This is a genomic window from Rudanella lutea DSM 19387 (assembly GCF_000383955.1).
GTDB lineage: Bacteria > Bacteroidota > Bacteroidia > Cytophagales > Spirosomataceae > Rudanella > Rudanella lutea.
The window spans coordinates 4,828,247-4,843,382 of the sequence record NZ_KB913013.1; the positions used below are offsets into that span (position 1 = coordinate 4,828,247).

14 protein-coding genes are annotated in these 15,136 nt (G+C 53.8%); 13 read left to right on the forward strand and 1 reads right to left on the reverse strand.

The annotated features are described in order from the left end of the window. Positions 1-21 precede the first annotated feature (21 nt). The 7 genes from RUDLU_RS0119985 to RUDLU_RS0120015 all read left to right on the forward strand — a co-directional run bounded on the left by RUDLU_RS0119985 (position 22) and on the right by RUDLU_RS0120015 (position 7,523). Positions 22-1,770 carry a RagB/SusD family nutrient uptake outer membrane protein gene (locus RUDLU_RS0119985; RefSeq protein ID WP_019990200.1) on the forward strand — a complete coding sequence of 583 codons (1,749 nt, stop codon included), beginning with the start codon at positions 22-24 and terminating at the stop codon, positions 1,768-1,770. Positions 1,771-1,901: 131 nt separating this feature from the next. Then, positions 1,902-2,348, forward strand: coding sequence for an HYC_CC_PP family protein (locus tag RUDLU_RS0119990; protein WP_019990201.1), 447 nt, complete (start codon positions 1,902-1,904; stop codon positions 2,346-2,348). Between the two features lie 74 nt (positions 2,349-2,422). Beyond that, positions 2,423-4,657, forward strand: coding sequence for a TonB-dependent receptor (locus RUDLU_RS0119995; protein WP_019990202.1), 2,235 nt, complete (start codon positions 2,423-2,425; stop codon positions 4,655-4,657). Further along, positions 4,654-5,226 carry an AraC family transcriptional regulator gene (locus RUDLU_RS0120000; protein WP_019990203.1) on the forward strand — a complete coding sequence of 191 codons (573 nt, stop codon included), beginning with the start codon at positions 4,654-4,656 and terminating at the stop codon, positions 5,224-5,226. Before RUDLU_RS0119995 ends, RUDLU_RS0120000 begins: the two co-directional genes overlap by 4 nt. A 101-nt stretch (positions 5,227-5,327) precedes the next feature. After that, positions 5,328-6,773: a hypothetical protein gene (locus tag RUDLU_RS0120005; protein ID WP_019990204.1), complete on the forward strand. Its 1,446-nt coding sequence runs from the start codon at positions 5,328-5,330 to the stop codon at positions 6,771-6,773. A 93-nt stretch (positions 6,774-6,866) separates the two neighbouring features. Further along, on the forward strand, positions 6,867-7,235 hold the full coding sequence (locus tag RUDLU_RS0120010) for a heavy-metal-associated domain-containing protein (RefSeq protein ID WP_019990205.1): 369 nt from the start codon (positions 6,867-6,869) through the stop codon (positions 7,233-7,235). Between the two features lie 102 nt (positions 7,236-7,337). Then, positions 7,338-7,523, forward strand: a complete 186-nt coding sequence (locus RUDLU_RS0120015; protein WP_019990206.1) for a hypothetical protein — start codon at positions 7,338-7,340, stop codon at positions 7,521-7,523. 221 nt (positions 7,524-7,744) lie between these two features. Here the strand turns inward: RUDLU_RS0120015 and RUDLU_RS0120020 are convergent, their stop codons facing one another. Beyond that, on the reverse strand, positions 7,745-8,665 hold the full coding sequence (locus RUDLU_RS0120020) for a nucleotidyltransferase family protein (RefSeq protein WP_019990207.1): 921 nt from the start codon (positions 8,663-8,665) through the stop codon (positions 7,745-7,747). Between the two features lie 263 nt (positions 8,666-8,928). On the opposite strand from RUDLU_RS0120020, the gene RUDLU_RS0120025 reads away from it, so the two are divergent. The 6 genes from RUDLU_RS0120025 to RUDLU_RS0120050 all read left to right on the forward strand — a co-directional run bounded on the left by RUDLU_RS0120025 (position 8,929) and on the right by RUDLU_RS0120050 (position 15,088). Then, entirely contained in the window at positions 8,929-10,098 is a 1,170-nt protein-coding gene (locus RUDLU_RS0120025; RefSeq protein WP_044130620.1) for a homogentisate 1,2-dioxygenase, read from the forward strand. A gap of 100 nt (positions 10,099-10,198) precedes the next feature. Then, positions 10,199-11,329, forward strand: coding sequence for a 4-hydroxyphenylpyruvate dioxygenase (gene hppD, locus RUDLU_RS0120030; protein ID WP_019990209.1), 1,131 nt, complete (start codon positions 10,199-10,201; stop codon positions 11,327-11,329). A 104-nt stretch (positions 11,330-11,433) separates the two neighbouring features. After that, positions 11,434-12,180, forward strand: a complete 747-nt coding sequence (phhA, locus tag RUDLU_RS0120035) for a phenylalanine 4-monooxygenase (RefSeq protein WP_019990210.1) — start codon at positions 11,434-11,436, stop codon at positions 12,178-12,180. A gap of 219 nt (positions 12,181-12,399) precedes the next feature. Next, complete coding sequence (locus RUDLU_RS0120040) at positions 12,400-12,867, forward strand: MarR family winged helix-turn-helix transcriptional regulator (protein ID WP_019990211.1); 468 nt, start codon at positions 12,400-12,402, stop codon at positions 12,865-12,867. Positions 12,868-13,032: 165 nt separating this feature from the next. Continuing rightward, positions 13,033-14,193: a fumarylacetoacetase gene (gene fahA / locus RUDLU_RS0120045; protein WP_019990212.1), complete on the forward strand. Its 1,161-nt coding sequence runs from the start codon at positions 13,033-13,035 to the stop codon at positions 14,191-14,193. Between the two features lie 13 nt (positions 14,194-14,206). Next, on the forward strand, positions 14,207-15,088 hold the full coding sequence (locus RUDLU_RS0120050) for a flavin reductase family protein (protein ID WP_019990213.1): 882 nt from the start codon (positions 14,207-14,209) through the stop codon (positions 15,086-15,088). Positions 15,089-15,136 lie beyond the last annotated feature (48 nt).

Here is a 15,136-nt window from a genome sequence, read left to right on the forward strand (position 1 = left end):
ACATTTCAACTTAATCACACAATGAGACACAATAAAAAACTCTTTATTCTGGGTGCAGCAACGACCCTGAGTTTGGCAACTGTTTCGTGTAAAGATACGTTTCTGGAAGTACCCGTTACGGGTCAGCTGGCGCAGGCGCAGTTGAGCTCAAAAGCAGGTATCGAAGGCTCACTGATCGGTGCATATTCGATTCTGAACGGTCGCGGTGACCGTCTGGCATCTTTCTCAAACTGGGTTTGGGGTGGTATCCGCGGTGGTGATGCCAACAAAGGAACTGACCCCGGTGACTTCTCGTCGATCAACCCAATTCAGCGCTTTGAGACCATCTCAACCGGTGAGGTAGCGGGTACCTGGCAGCGGAAGTACGAAGGTATTGCCCGGTGCAACACGACACTGAACCTGCTCAAGAACGCGCCAGCCGATATGTCGGCCGACGATAAGAAGCGGGTAACTGCTGAAACTCGCTTCCTCCGTGCTCTGTACTACTTCGACCTGAAGCGTCTGTACGGCAATACGCCGTACATCGATGAGACGGTTGATTACGGTACCGGCATCGAGAAAGTGAAAAACGATCAGGATCTGTGGCCAAAAATTGAAGCCGACGCTAAGTTTGCTTACGAGAACCTGCCAGAGACTCAGTCGGCTGCGGGCCGGATCAACAAGTGGGGTGCGGCTGCTCAGCTGGCCAAAGTGTACTTGTATCAGAAGAAGTACGCGGATGCAAAGGCCCTGTTCGATCTGATCATTGCCAACGGTAAAACGTCGAATGGTAAGAAGTACGGTCTGGTGCCGAAGTATGCTGACCTGTTCAAGGCGTCGAACGACAACAACGAAGAGTCAGTATTCGCTATTCAGGCTGCCGCGAACACGGGTAACGTAAACAATGCGAACCCTGAGTTTGACCTGAACTATCCGTACAACACGGGCCCGAACGGCCCAGGTAACTGCTGCGGATTTAACCAGCCCAGCTTCGAATACGTGAACTCGTTCCGTACCGATGCGAATGGTCTGCCTCTGCTCGATGGCTCATACAATTCAGCAGCCAATGCCGTGAAGAGCGATATGGGTGTGCTGTCGAAAGACGCATTTACGCCTGATGCTGGTAACCTTGACCCACGTCTCGACCACACGGTAGGTCGCCGGGGAATTCCTTACCTCGACTGGATGGACCACCCAGGTGCCGACTGGATTCGGAACCAGCCAAACGGTGGCCCATACTCGCCGAAGAAGTTTACCTACTACAAGTCGGACCGTGGCTCACTGCAGGATAACAGCTCATGGACGCCAGGCTATACGGCTCTGAACGTACCGATTATCCGGTATGCTGACGTTCTGTTGATGGCAGCTGAGTGCGAAATCGAAGTAGGTTCGCTGACTAAGGCTCGTGAGTACGTCAACATGGTACGTAACCGCGCAGCTAACCCAGCAGGCTTTGTTACCCGTACGGGTGGCGCACCAGCGGCTAAGTATGTTATCAATGAGTACCCTGCATCGGTATTTGCTACCAAAGCTTCGGCTACAACGGCTCTGCGTTTTGAGCGCCGTCTGGAGCTGGGCGACGAAGGACACCGCTTCTTCGACCTGGTTCGCTGGGGCATTGCTGCTCAAACTCTCAACGCGTATCTGCAGTACGAAGGCGCTCCGTCGCGTCTGCCGACTACGCTGGGTGGGGCTACGTTTACCGCCGGTCAGGATGAGTTACTGCCCATTCCGCAGGCTCAAATCGACATTCAGGGTAAAGACGTACTGAAGCAGAACCCTGGTTACTAAGATTGATCCGATTACTGTCAGACGGAAGAAAGATCGCCCTTGGCGATCTTTCTTTTTTATGGTAGGGTTACACCTGCCGTTTACGCAAAAAATTTGCTTTCATTTAATCTTATTTTTACATTTGGCCCATCATGAAACGCCAATTGTTCCGTATCGTCAATGTGCTGATGGCCGTGGTCGTGCTACTAAGTAGTACAGGCTTCGGGCTGGTCGAGCATTCGTGCCAGATGCGGGGCAAGAAGATTTCACTGGTAGGCACTGAAAAAACAGGTTGTGTGGGGTGTCCCACAGCTAAAGCTCAACCTGCTTCGGCACAGCCCGTTGTGAAAAAGGCTGATTGTTGCCAGGAAGAACAACGCTACGAGAAAGTTGACATCGGCTCGTCGCTGAGTCAGTTGGTAGCCAAGTTCTTCAAAATAATGGCTGAAGCGGTTGTTACGAGTGTAACAACGCTGGTTACGGCTCTGCTCAACTGGATGTTTTCTCAGGATGAGTCAGTTGTCATTCATGCCCCCAATGCCCCTCCTGCAGCCCATGGTCGCCAATTGCTGGTGCTGGTGCAAAGCTTCCTGATATAGATTGTTGATGAATGTGCAAATGCCGGTATCCGTCTGGATATGGGCTTATCTTGTTTTACCCATTCTCAACCATCATGCGTAATTTTCTCATTATAGGCTTATTGATAGGCCTGTCGGCCACGTCCTGGGCTCAGACCATTCAGGGCACCGTATTTGAATCGGTTGCCAATAAATCAGTACCGTTGGTAGGTGCCAATGTGTATTGGAGCAGTACAACTACCGGTACAACTACCGACTCGGTTGGCCGATTCCAGCTTGCCCAACCCGAGGGCCAATCTCGACTTGTTATCAGTTATGTCGGCTACAAGCCGGATACGCTTGTAATCAGCGATCCGTCGGCTGAGATCCGCGTAACACTGCGTGCCGAAGCAACGCTTAAGGAAGTGGTTGTTTCGGCTGGTGGAACCACCCAGATTGATCGACTGAATCCGATTCAGACGGAGGTACTCACCCAGCGTACCCTGGCCAAAGCAGCCTGTTGCAACCTCTCCGAAAGCTTCGAAACCAACGCGTCGGTGAGCGTATCGTACAGCGACGCCGTGACCGGAGCCCGGCAGATTCAGTTTTTGGGCTTAGGGGGGCAGTACGTACAAACCAACGTCGAAAATATCCCGAATATCCGGGGGTTGGCCAGCACGTTCGGGATGAGCTACATTCCCGGCACCTGGATCACCAGCATCGACGTCGGCAAGGGCGTCGGCTCGGTGGTGAATGGGTATGAGGGGATGACGGGTGCCCTCAATATCGAACTTCAAAAGCCTGACTTTAAAGCCGAAACCGAGCGTACGCAATGGTTACTCAATGGCTACGCCAATACCTTCGGCCGGGTTGAGGGCAATGTAAACGTGTCGCGCGCCCTGTCGAAAAAATGGAGCGTTGGTGGCCTGGGGCATGTGAGCGCACTGCGAACTCGCATTGATCAGAACGGCGATAATTTTCTCGATCTGCCCATGTACCGGCAGTACAACGCCATCAATCGCTGGAAATACAACAGCGAGCGGTTTATGGCACAGTTTGGCTTTAAAGCCCTGTACGAAGATCGCGAAGGGGGGCAGGTAGCGGCCGTTAATGGGCCAAAGTATGAATTCACCAATGGTACAAAACGCCTTGAGTTTTTCTCGAAAATGGCTCGTTTGTACCCCGAAAAGCCGTACCGGGGGTTAGGGTTGATTCTGAACGGGTTAAATCATGAGCAGGACGCCCGGTTTGGGTTTGCGCCCTACTCGGGCAATCAGCAGATGCTGTATGCCAACTTGATTTACCAGTCGATTATTGACAATACGAACCATACCTTTAAAACGGGGGTGAGTTATATGCTCGACCGGTATAACGAGAGCTACAAGCAAAAACTGCTGCCTACCAACCGAACCGAGTCGGTACCGGGTGCATTTTTCGAGTACACGTACACCTATCCCGAGCGTTTTGCGCTGGTGATTGGCAACCGGATCGACTTCCATAATCTCTACGGAGCCCAATGGTCGCCACGGGTGCATGCCAAATACCACATCCACAACCTGATTACGGCCCGTGCTTCGGCCGGGCGTGGCTTCCGGGTGCCCAACCTGATGGCCGAGAACTTCGGGTATTTCGTTAGCTCGCGGGAGGTATTCTTCCGTAGCCCACTCCGGCCCGAGGTATCGTGGAATTATGGCCTCGGCCTGACCAATGAGTTTCTGATGTTTGGCAACAAAGCCAGCTTTATTCTCGATTATTTCCGGACCAATTTCACCCAGCAGATGGTGGTTGATCTGGAGCACGCACGTCAAATTAACTTCTACCAGCTTCAGGGGAAATCCTTTGCCAACAGTTTTCAGGCTGAGTTAAACATGCAGCCGATTCGGCGGATGGAGGTGAAAGCGGCTTACCGGTTGTTCGACGTGCGGCAGTCGCTGGGGGCCGCCTTTGGGGAGTCGGTCTTGCTGGAGCGCATGATGGTGAGCCGCGACCGGGTATTGTTCAACGTGGGCTACGCTCTGCCGTACGACAAGTGGAAGTTCGATGCTACCCTCCAATGGAACGGACCTAAGCGGATTCCGTACATGGCCGATGGCTACCTGCACCCCGGTTATGCCAACATGCGCACCGACCGGGCGCCGGGTTTTGCCAATCTGAACGCTCAGGTTTCACGGACGTTCCGAAATGGACTCGAACTCTACCTCGGTGGTGAAAACCTCACCGGATTCCGGCAGCTGGATCCCATTATGCATGCTGATATGCCGTTTAGCCCCAACTTCGACGCGGCAAGCCGGGTTTGGGGGCCTATCACCGGTGCTATGGTGTATGTAGGGTTCAGACTCAAAACGCTATGACGCTCACAATTCGGAATATGGTGTGCGGACGCTGTAAGCGGGTCGTTCGCGAGGAGCTGGAAAAACTGGGCATTACCGTTCGGTCGGTAGAGTTGGGCGAGGTCGATATTGAAGGTTTACCACCTACGGTTTCGCTTGATGCGGTACGCGAGGTACTACGGGCCAACGAGTTCGATCTGGTCGATAACCGTCGGCAAAGCTTACTGGAACAGATGAAAGCCCTGCTCGTGAATGAAATTCAGCACGCGAAAGGCGAACGGCGCAATAGCGAGAACTTTTCGGCTTTTCTGGAGCGGAAAATGGGGTACGACTACTCGTTTTTGAGTCACCTGTTTTCGGCCAACGAGGGCATGACTATCGAAAAGTACATCATTGCGCTCAAAATCGAGAAAGTGAAAGAGTACCTCCGGTACGACGAACTGAGCCTGTCGGAGATTGCTTTTCGGCTTGGTTACAGCAGTTCGCAGCATTTGTCGAACCAGTTTCGGCAGGTGACGGGCCAAACCCCCGGCGGGTACCGGAAGGCGGCACAGGCCAATCGGAAAGAATTGGATAAGCTTACGGGATGATTGGCGGCCATACAGGTTAAAACCCTGTACATCAGCTCAACAATCCTATACAACGTGGTCGGGGCAAGGGATTTACCTTTGCCCTATCACAACACAACGTTATGAAAAACTTCTTTTTGCTTCTGTCCCTGAGCATTGTGGCCCCGGCCCTTCGCGCTCAGCACGAACACCACGGGCATACCATGCCCGCCAAACGCGACTCGGTGGGTGCGTCGACTAACAAGCCCACCAACGGAGAACAGCAACCGATGCACCAGAATCACGGGAACATGAATGGGGGAGACCATCAGGGAATGACACATACCGGTGCCGACATGAACCATGGGGGCATGAGTATGTCGCACCTGTACTCACGGAGTTTGCCAATGAACCGGAATGGTTCGGGTACCTCGTGGCACCCCGATCAGACGCCCATGTACGCCTACATGAGTCATCGGCCTTCGGGCTGGATGTACATGCTGCACTACAGCGTGTTTCTGCGGCACACCAATCAAAACATCAATAACCCCAACGGTAAGGGCCGGGCGCAGCAGTTCGATGCCCCCAACTGGTTTATGGGTATGGCGCAGCGAAACGTGGGTAAGCGGGGCCTGTTGTCGATAAAAGCGATGCTTTCGCTCGATCCGTTTACGGTGGGCAAAGGTGGATACCCGTTGTTGTTCCAATCGGGCGAAACGTATCAGAACCGCCCCCTGGTCGACCGGCAGCATCAGCATGATTTGTTCTCGGAGCTATCGGTCGGGTATAGCCACTCGTTTAGCCCGAAAGCCGACGCCTTTGTGTATGTCGGATTACCCGGCGAACCAGCTTTAGGCCCTCCTGCCTTTATGCACCGGATTTCGTCGTTCAATAATCCCGACTCGCCCCTAGGCCATCACTGGATGGATGCCACCCACATCACGTTTGGGGTTGCCACGGCGGGCGTCCGGTACGGCATTGCCAAAATTGAAGCCTCATCCTTTACGGGTCGTGAGCCCGACGAGGCCCGGCTCGGCATTGACCGGCCCCGATTTGATAGCTACTCGTATCGTTTGTCGGTCAATCCAACGCCTTCGCTGGCGTTGCAGTTCTCGCAGGGATGGCTGAAAAACCCGGAAATATCACATCCGGGCGATGTACGGCGTACCACGGCATCGTTGTTGCATAGCGTAACGCTGAATGGCTCACCGGATTTCTACGTGACCTCGGCGCTCGTTTGGGGGCAAAACGTGCACGATAACGAAGCCGAAAATGCCTATCTGGCCGAAACCAGTTTTCAGGCGGGTCGGGTGGCTTTGTATGGCCGGTACGAGAACATTACCAAATCGCCGGAAGAGTTGGGCATCGCGGAGGATACCGATACCTCGGTGCCCCGGCACGTAAACGTCGACAACCTGACACTGGGCCTTAATTACCGGGTGGTGCGGTATCTTAACACCGATCTGGTAGCCGGGGCGCAACTAACCGCCGGTATGCCCGACCGGTATTTACAAACCCTGTACGGTCGTATGCCTTTGTCGGGGCAGGTGTACCTCCGCATAACACCCGCCCCAATGCGTATGCGTTAAACGAACCAAACAAAGTTGCTTAAACGTTTGATAGATAGAACTGTCAAAGCGTTTGGGTGACTCCAGATTTCACCAAAACCAATTGTACAAACCATGAAAACGAACGTATTTTCTCTGATTGCCGCCTTCTTTTTACTCGTTGGTCTGACGGCCTGGACGTCGGCTGATGACAAGGAGAAAGAAGTAAAAATCAAAACGTCGGCGGTGTGCGAAATGTGCAAAGAGCGCATTGAGCGTAACCTCGCGTTTGAAAAAGGGGTGCGCGAATCGAACCTGAACCTGGAGGATAAGGTGGTAACGGTGAAGTATAACCCGAAAAAGACGGATGTGGCCAAGATCAAGTCTAACATCACCAAGACGGGATATGATGCCGACGAAGTAGCGGCCGACGCCAAAGGATACGATAAGCTACCGGCCTGCTGCAAGAAAGACGGCCACAGCGATGGCAAAGGGCATCATTAATTTCTCTGGCCCCCAAAAGTAGGCCATTCCCTAAATTGCGTAGCCAGTTTTGAGTGCTGTGCGTTTGTATGAGTAAAATTCACGTACACAAACTCAACGGTTATGAATGTTAAACGCATCTTCGGTATTATCCTGACCCTGCTCGGGTTGATAGGCTTACTTTTGGGAGGAAAAGACCTCATGGCGGGCGGAGTAGCGCAGGCTTCGCTGGTTTACCTCGGCCTCGGCGCTATTTTCTTCTTTACGGGTATCAGTCTGATTCGCACAACGAGTGATACCGCAAAGTGATCCTTGACGGGTCTGCATACAAAAGGAGTCGTGACTTTCGGGGCACGATTCCTTTTGTTAAGTAATGGAGCTGAGTTAAATGTATAATGAATAGTATACAGTACTAGACATTAGATGTTGGATATTGGACGTTAGACCTCCATCTATAAAGGTGGTAAGTCTAACGTCCAGTGTCTGAAGTCCGAATGTCCAGTGCTGAATATACATTATCCATGCACGGCTTAGGCATTATCCCAAAGTCGGTCGGGATAGGCACCTTCGGCATGGAGCGCGTTGAGGGCCGCCTGTACCGTGGGTTTATCTTCGGGGTAGGTGACACCAAACCAGGCCGACTGACTGCGGAATACCTTACAATGCCCTGTGTTGGTCTGAATCAGGTTGGTCATCACAGTCGGGATGTAAAACTCAGCCTTGGGCGAGTCGATATTGGCAACGGCGTAACTCTCAAACTGCTTCTGAATTAAGGGGAAAACCGACGGTTTGAAACCCCAGAAATTCATCGAAACCGGCGTGTTGGGGGCCAGTTGGGTCAGCCCATCAGCCTCTTCAAACACGATGCGGCTCCCGGCCGGGTCGCCCTCCTGCTCGTAAATTTTGGTGCGCTCAATCACCGACATCAGGTTACCCGATTCGTTTACCTCGCAAACCCCGCGCGATACTGAGCCGTTTTCCGACAGCGTATTCTTGACTTCGTAGGCCACCATAGCATGGAGCTGATCGTCGGTGTCGGTTTGCAGAAACTGACTGATCAGTTCGAAGGCCTGATAGCCGTAAAAATCGTCGGCATTGATAACGGCAAACGGAGTTTGGGTGTGGTCTTTAGCGCATAAAACGGCATGGCCCGTGCCCCAGGGTTTGGTACGTTCTACGGCACCCAACTCTACGGGCACGTAGGAACCGAGGGCCTGAATCGCAAAATCAACCTGGATTTTGCCTTGTAGTTTCGGAAGGAAAATCTCTTCAAAATCGGCCCGTAGTTCTTCGCGGATAATAAAAACGACCTTGCCAAAACCGGCCCGGATGGCGTCGAAGAGGGAATAGTCGATAATGGTTTCGCCGTGAGGGCCAAACTGATCCAGTTGCTTGACGCCACCGTAACGGCTACCCATACCGGCGGCTAAGATCAGGAGTGTAGGTTGCATTCGTCGAGAATAAGGTTTGAAAAGGAAACTGTGTCTGTGTAAACCGATAGCAGGGCGGTGCGGGTAGCACCGACTAGGCCCCCAAAGGTAGCCAAAACCGGGTGAGCTCAATAATACCTCGGTAGGAAGCATCTTTAGCGGCCACTCGATCAACTTAACATCACTTTTTTTCGTGGTTTTGTTCAAAATCTCAAAACTTGTCTCTATAATTGTGCGTTAAACAATTGTTGTTTCAACAAGTATTACACTTCATCAACAAGAACATGTTCTATCACACCCTCGGCCAGATTCCGCGCAAGCGGCATACGCAGTTCGAGAAACCCGGTGGTTCGGGCAAGCTGTATTACGAGCAGCTGTTTGGCACAATCGGGTTCGATGGTATGTCGTCGCTGTTGTACCATGTTCACCGGCCTACGCAGGTGAAAGCGGTGCTCGACAGTGTGGAGGCTGCGCCGAGGGTGGCGGTAGAAAAAAACATGCTGGCCCGGAAGCTGATTGGCTTCAACGTTACGCCCGACACCCAAACCGACTTTCTCGATAGCCGGACCCCGCTCTTGTTCAACAAAGACCTGGTGCTTGGGGTAGCCGCCCCGCAGCGGTCGATGAACGAGTATTTTTACAAAAATGCCGACGCCGACGAGCTGATTTTTGTGCATCGGGGCTCTGGTAAGCTGCGTACGCTGCTCGGCTCTATTGACTTTGGGTATGGCGATTACCTCGTAATTCCGCGGGGTATGATTTATCAGTTTGAGCTGAACGATGGCGAGCCCGTGCGCTTGCTGTACGTGGAGTCGCACTCGCCCATATACACGCCCAAACGCTACCGGAATCATTTTGGGCAGTTGCTTGAACACTCGCCGTTTTGCGAGCGCGACATCCGGCGCCCGCAGGATCTGGAGACCCACGACGAAACGGGCGAGTTTATCATGAAAATCAGGAAACAGGGCGCTATTCATACGCTTGTGTATGCCACGCACCCGTTCGATGTGGTCGGGTGGGATGGCTACAATTTCCCGTACGCCTTCAATATTCAGGATTTTGAGCCGATAACGGGCCGCGTTCACCAGCCACCGCCGGTGCATCAGACGTTTCAGACCGACACGTTTGTGGTGTGCTCGTTCTGCCCGCGTTTGTACGACTACCATCCGAAAGCCATTCCGGCCCCGTACAATCACTCCAACATCGACTCCGACGAGGTGATCTACTACGTCGATGGGGATTTTATGTCGCGCAACGACATCGCGCCGGGGCACATCACGCTCCACCCCGGCGGTATTCCGCACGGCCCGGCCCCCGGCGCTATGGAGCGGAGTATCGGCAAAACCGGAACCGAAGAATACGCCGTCATGGTCGACACATTCCGGCCGCTCATGCTCACCGAACAGGCCATGACCATCGACGATGGCGTGTACTGGAAATCGTGGATAGAATAAACCGTATCCTTTAGGCACAGACGTGATACGTCGCGTCTTTTTTCTGCGATACAAAATTAGACGCGCTGTATCGCGTACGAATTGCATCAACAAACAGACAATGGAAACGCTCGAACTTCTCAAACCAGAAACTTCTCAATCGGTTGATTTTCTGCCGCTCAACGGTACCGACTATATCGAACTGTATGTGAGCAATGCCCGGCAGGCGGCCCACTATTTTCAGACTGCCTTTGGTTTCCAGCCGTTGGCCTATGCCGGCCTGGAAACGGGCCTGCGCGACCGCGAATCGTACGTAGTGGTGCAGGACAAAATCCGGATGGTGCTTACCTCACCGCTCCACAGCAACACCGAAATAGGCCATCATATCGACCAGCATGGCGATGGGGTGCGGGTGGTGGCGTTGTGGGTCGATGATGCCACGCAGGCCTTCGCCGAAACTACGAGCCGGGGGGCGCGTCCGTTTATGGAGCCAACCCGCGAAGAAGACCAAAACGGATACGTGGTGCGGTCGGGGATTCATACTTACGGCGATACAGTACACGTGTTTGTGGAGCGCAACGCCTACGATGGGCCTTTCCTGCCCGGCTACAAAGCCTGGAACCCGCATTATCAGCCTGCACCGATAGGGCTCAGATACGTAGACCATATGGTGGGTAACGTAGGCTGGAACGAGATGAACACCTGGACTCGGTTCTACGCCGAGGTAATGGGCTTCAATCAGCTTGTCTCATTCGATGACAAAGACATTTCGACTGATTACACGGCGCTGATGAGTAAGGTAATGAGCAACGGCAACGGCCGTATCAAGTTCCCGATCAACGAGCCGGCCGAGGGGAAAAAGAAGTCGCAGATCGAAGAATACATCAATTTCTACGAAGGGGCCGGTGTGCAGCACATCGCTGTTGCTACCGACAATATTGTAGAAACCGTAACGGCCCTCCGCGACCGTGGAGTTGAGTTTTTACGGGTGCCCGATGCCTACTACGACGATCTGAAAGACCGCGTTGGGCAGATTGATGAGGAAATTGAAACGCTGCGCCCATTGGGTATTCTGGTCGACCGCGACGAGGAGGGCTACCTGCTTCAGATTTTCACGAAACCGGTAACCCCACGGCCTACGCTTTTCTTCGAGATCATTCAGCGCAAAGGGGCCCGTTCGTTCGGAAAAGGCAATTTCAAAGCGCTTTTTGAAGCCATCGAGCGCGAGCAGGAGTTACGGGGAACGTTGTAAATGTCTACAGTTTCCAGTCTACAGTTTCCAGAGGTAGATGCAGGTTGGGACCGCTTTGCGCAACTGAAAACTGTAGACTGAAAACTGCAAACTAGAAACGCCTTATGATCCAGGATTATTCAGCATATACCCCCGACGATCAGGCCGTTTGGAAATTGCTTTTCGAACGGCAGATGGAGCGTCTGCCCGGTCGTGCCAGTCAGGCTTACATGGACGGGATTGTGGCTACGGGCTTCCCCAATGCGCGGATTCCGAACTTTGAAGAAGACCTCAATCCGCGTTTGCGCCCGCTCACAGGCTGGCGCGTGGTGGCGGTGCCGGGCCTGATTGGTAACCGCGAGTTTTTTGAACTTATGGCCGACCGGCAGTTTCCGGCAACCACCTGGCTACGCACCCGCGACCAACTCGATTACCTGCCCGAACCCGACATGTTTCACGACACGTTTGGGCATGTACCCGTGCTGACTAATACCCACTTTTGTGATTTTCTGGCGGCTCTCAGCCGTATTGCCCTGGCGCATGTCGACAATGAGGAGGCTATTCAGATGATTGCCCAACTGTACTGGTACACGGTTGAGTTTGGCCTTATTCAGGAGAATAGCTCGTTGGGGCGCCGGGGAATGCGCATTTATGGCGGGGGCATTCTGTCGTCGCCGGGTGAGACCATCTACGCCCTCGAAAGCGACGTGCCGCAGCGGATTCCGTACGACGTGAAAACCCTGTTACAGACGCCCTATGTGATCGACCGGTTTCAGGAACGATACTTCGTGATCGACTCATACGAGCAGCTCTACCACTCAGTGCCGGAGATCGAGGCTACGCTTGACGAACTGCTGGCTGTGAACAGTTAACAACGAACAACTATCCACGAACAATGAACAGTTAACAATGAACAGTGGGTAGGAAAGGGTGAGCCCTGAGTTACCGATAACAATCGGAAACGCCCAAACGATTATCTTGCCATCCTTTTGGGGAACAGTCGCACACGCAGTTCAGTGTTGGTTGTTCGTTGCGCACTGCTCGTTGATAGTTGTTCTCTGTTCGTTGTTCACTGATTGTTGTTCGTTGTAATGACTCATCCGTCTGACTCCCGTGCCTATTTTTTTAAGATCGACACGACCATCAAGAAAATCCGCAATGCGTTGCAGAAACGATTTGTGGAAGCTGGTTTCGACCTCACGGTAGACCAATGGGTGGTTGTGGATCATTTGCACCGAAACCCCGGTATTGCACAGGCTACACTGGCCGAAATGACGGCTAAAGATGCGCCCACCGTGACCCGAATTATTGATCTGTTGGTTAAAAAAGAACTGGTAGAGCGCCGAATGGCCGGCGACGACCGGCGTAAGTTTCTGGTTTCGCTCACGCAAACCGGCGAGCAGGTGTACGAACAAATGCTCCCGGCCGTGGTCGAGATTCGGCGCAAAGGGTGGGGGAGTTTGAGTGAAGACGATTACCGGCATTTTGTCCGGATTATGGACGAAATCTATCAAAACTTTAACGACGAAGAGGGCAAAGCCACACCCGAAAATGCCTGACCGGATAGGTTGCCCGGATTAGGCTCTTTTGTCCTTTTCTGGCTTTTTAAGTGGTTTTTGGGTCTTGGCTTCTGGTTTGACGGTTCATGCAATTGGCTATTTCAGAACGAGTTGCCAAACAAATCGATAAACCTCAAACCAACGCCCACTTCAAACCATCTACCTATGTACGGCATCTTCAGTTACGATATTGCGTCGCCCCGCGTGGGTTACCGGCACGGCGACTTTATTCTCGATCTTGAGACAGTGGCCCTGCTGGGTTACTTCAAATCACTTAACATCAATCCGTCGGTATTTGCCCAACCCGTGCTGAACCCATTTATGGCGTTGGGCCGGGCTACCTGCCGTGCTGTGAGTGACCGTATCGGCGAACTACTGGCCAACAACGAGGCTGCCCTGCGCGAGGTGCACGATCAGGTGCTCATCCGGGCATCGCGGGCAACCCTGCACCGGCCCGTACACATCGGCGACTACACCGACTTTTATGCGGGCATTCACCATGCCGAGAATGTGGGCCGTATGTTCAGGCCCGACGGCGACCCGTTGCTGGCCAATTATCGGCACATGCCGGTGGCGTATCACGGTCGGTCGTCGAGCATTGTGGTTTCGGGTACACCCATTCGGCGACCGTCGGGGCAGGTGCTCAATGCCGAAAAACAACCCGAATGCCGGCCGTCGGCGGCTCTCGATTTCGAACTCGAACTGGGTCTGGTAATTGGCAAGGCTTCTCCTCTGGGCCAACCCGTCCCCATCACCGAAGCCGAGGATTATATTTTCGGGCTGGTGTTGTTCAACGACTGGTCGGCCCGCGACATTCAGCGGTGGGAGTATCAGCCGCTGGGGCCGTTTCTGGGTAAAAACTTTGGCTCGTCGATGTCGGCCTGGGTGTTGCCGTTTCATGAGCTTGAGCCGGTCCGTTGCGCTGGCCCTGAGCAACACCCGCGTCCCTTGCCATACTTACAACCCTCAGGGCCGGGGCATTTTGATATTCAGCTGGAGGTTTGGCTCAACGATGCCTGCATTGCCCGTAGCAACGCCCAGTATCTGTACTGGTCGTTTGCCCAGATGATTGCCCACCACACCGTCAACGGCTGTAATCTGAACGTGGGCGATATGCTGGCCACCGGCACCATTTCTGGCCCTACGCCCGGCGAAAGCGGCTCCCTGCTCGAACAGAGCTGGAACGGAACCCGCCCGCTGCCCCTGCCCGATGGGAGTACCCGCACCTTTCTGCTCGATGGCGACCGGGTTACGATGCGGGCCTTTTTCGGGCCCGACGAGCACCGGCAGGAACTTGGCGAAGTCACGGGCCGTATAGTTGGATAAGAAGCATATTCGGATGAAAACCATTTCCCCGCAGGATCTCAGCCCACAGGCCTTTTATAAACTGCTCAACAGCTCCGTAGCGCCCCGGCCTATTGCGTTTGTGAGCACCATCAGCAAGGAGGGGCACGTAAACCTGTCGCCCTACAGCTTTTTCAACATCTTTGGTTTTAACCCGCCCATACTGGTGTTTTCGCCCAGCCGCAACCGGCATGGGCATAAAAAACACGCCCTGCTCAACGTGGAGGAGGTGCCTGAGGTGACTATCAACGTGGTGAGTCACCGGATGGTGGAGCAGATGTCGTTGGCGAGTGCCGAGTTCGACCGGCACGTGAACGAGTTCGATAAAGCGGGTTTCACTCCCTTACCCTCCGAGCGGGTGGCGCCCCCGCGGGTAGCCGAGGCTCCCGCATCGTTCGAGTGCGTGGTGCGGTCGCTCGTGCCGCTGGGCGACGCGCCGGGCGCCGGTACGCTCGTGGTATGCGAGGTGGTGCTGGCCCATTTCCACGACGAGATTTTCGATGCTAACGGTCAGATTGACCCGTTCCGAATTGATTTGGTTGGTCGGCTCGGGGCCGACTGGTACGTGCGGGCCAACGATTCGGCTTTGTTTGAAGTGGCGCGCCCGCAAATGGGCGTCGGGGTAGATCAGATACCGCTCCCGATCCGAAATAGTAACATCCTGACAGGCAACGATCTGGGTAAGCTTGGTAGCGCCAAAACTCTGCCCACCCCCGACGAAGTAGCGGCTTACCGGCAAACCGAAGCGGTACGGTCGCTCATGGACGAAGCCCGTTTCGGTTGCCAATACCTGCCCGATTTGTTACACCTGCGCGCCAAACAACTTTTGGCTGAGGGCAACGTAGCCGAAGCCTGGCTCACGCTGCTGGTAGCTTAGGTTTTAGCTATCGAAGACATGTCATCTCGTTTGGAGAGATGACATGTC

Coding starts and splice junctions, on each gene's coding strand:
- RUDLU_RS0120015 (WP_019990206.1), top strand. CDS start 7,338: ATGAATGTTAAACGCATCTTCGGTATTATCCTGACCCTGCTCGGGTTG.
- RUDLU_RS0120005 (WP_019990204.1), top strand. CDS start 5,328: ATGAAAAACTTCTTTTTGCTTCTGTCCCTGAGCATTGTGGCCCCGGCC.
- fahA (WP_019990212.1), top strand. CDS start 13,033: ATGTACGGCATCTTCAGTTACGATATTGCGTCGCCCCGCGTGGGTTAC.
- phhA (WP_019990210.1), top strand. CDS start 11,434: ATGATCCAGGATTATTCAGCATATACCCCCGACGATCAGGCCGTTTGG.
- RUDLU_RS0119995 (WP_019990202.1), top strand. CDS start 2,423: ATGCGTAATTTTCTCATTATAGGCTTATTGATAGGCCTGTCGGCCACG.
- RUDLU_RS0119985 (WP_019990200.1), top strand. CDS start 22: ATGAGACACAATAAAAAACTCTTTATTCTGGGTGCAGCAACGACCCTG.
- RUDLU_RS0120010 (WP_019990205.1), top strand. CDS start 6,867: ATGAAAACGAACGTATTTTCTCTGATTGCCGCCTTCTTTTTACTCGTT.
- hppD (WP_019990209.1), top strand. CDS start 10,199: ATGGAAACGCTCGAACTTCTCAAACCAGAAACTTCTCAATCGGTTGAT.
- RUDLU_RS0120000 (WP_019990203.1), top strand. CDS start 4,654: ATGACGCTCACAATTCGGAATATGGTGTGCGGACGCTGTAAGCGGGTC.
- RUDLU_RS0120050 (WP_019990213.1), top strand. CDS start 14,207: ATGAAAACCATTTCCCCGCAGGATCTCAGCCCACAGGCCTTTTATAAA.
- RUDLU_RS0120025 (WP_044130620.1), top strand. CDS start 8,929: ATGTTCTATCACACCCTCGGCCAGATTCCGCGCAAGCGGCATACGCAG.
- RUDLU_RS0120040 (WP_019990211.1), top strand. CDS start 12,400: ATGACTCATCCGTCTGACTCCCGTGCCTATTTTTTTAAGATCGACACG.
- RUDLU_RS0119990 (WP_019990201.1), top strand. CDS start 1,902: ATGAAACGCCAATTGTTCCGTATCGTCAATGTGCTGATGGCCGTGGTC.
- RUDLU_RS0120020 (WP_019990207.1), bottom strand. CDS start 8,665: ATGCAACCTACACTCCTGATCTTAGCCGCCGGTATGGGTAGCCGTTAC.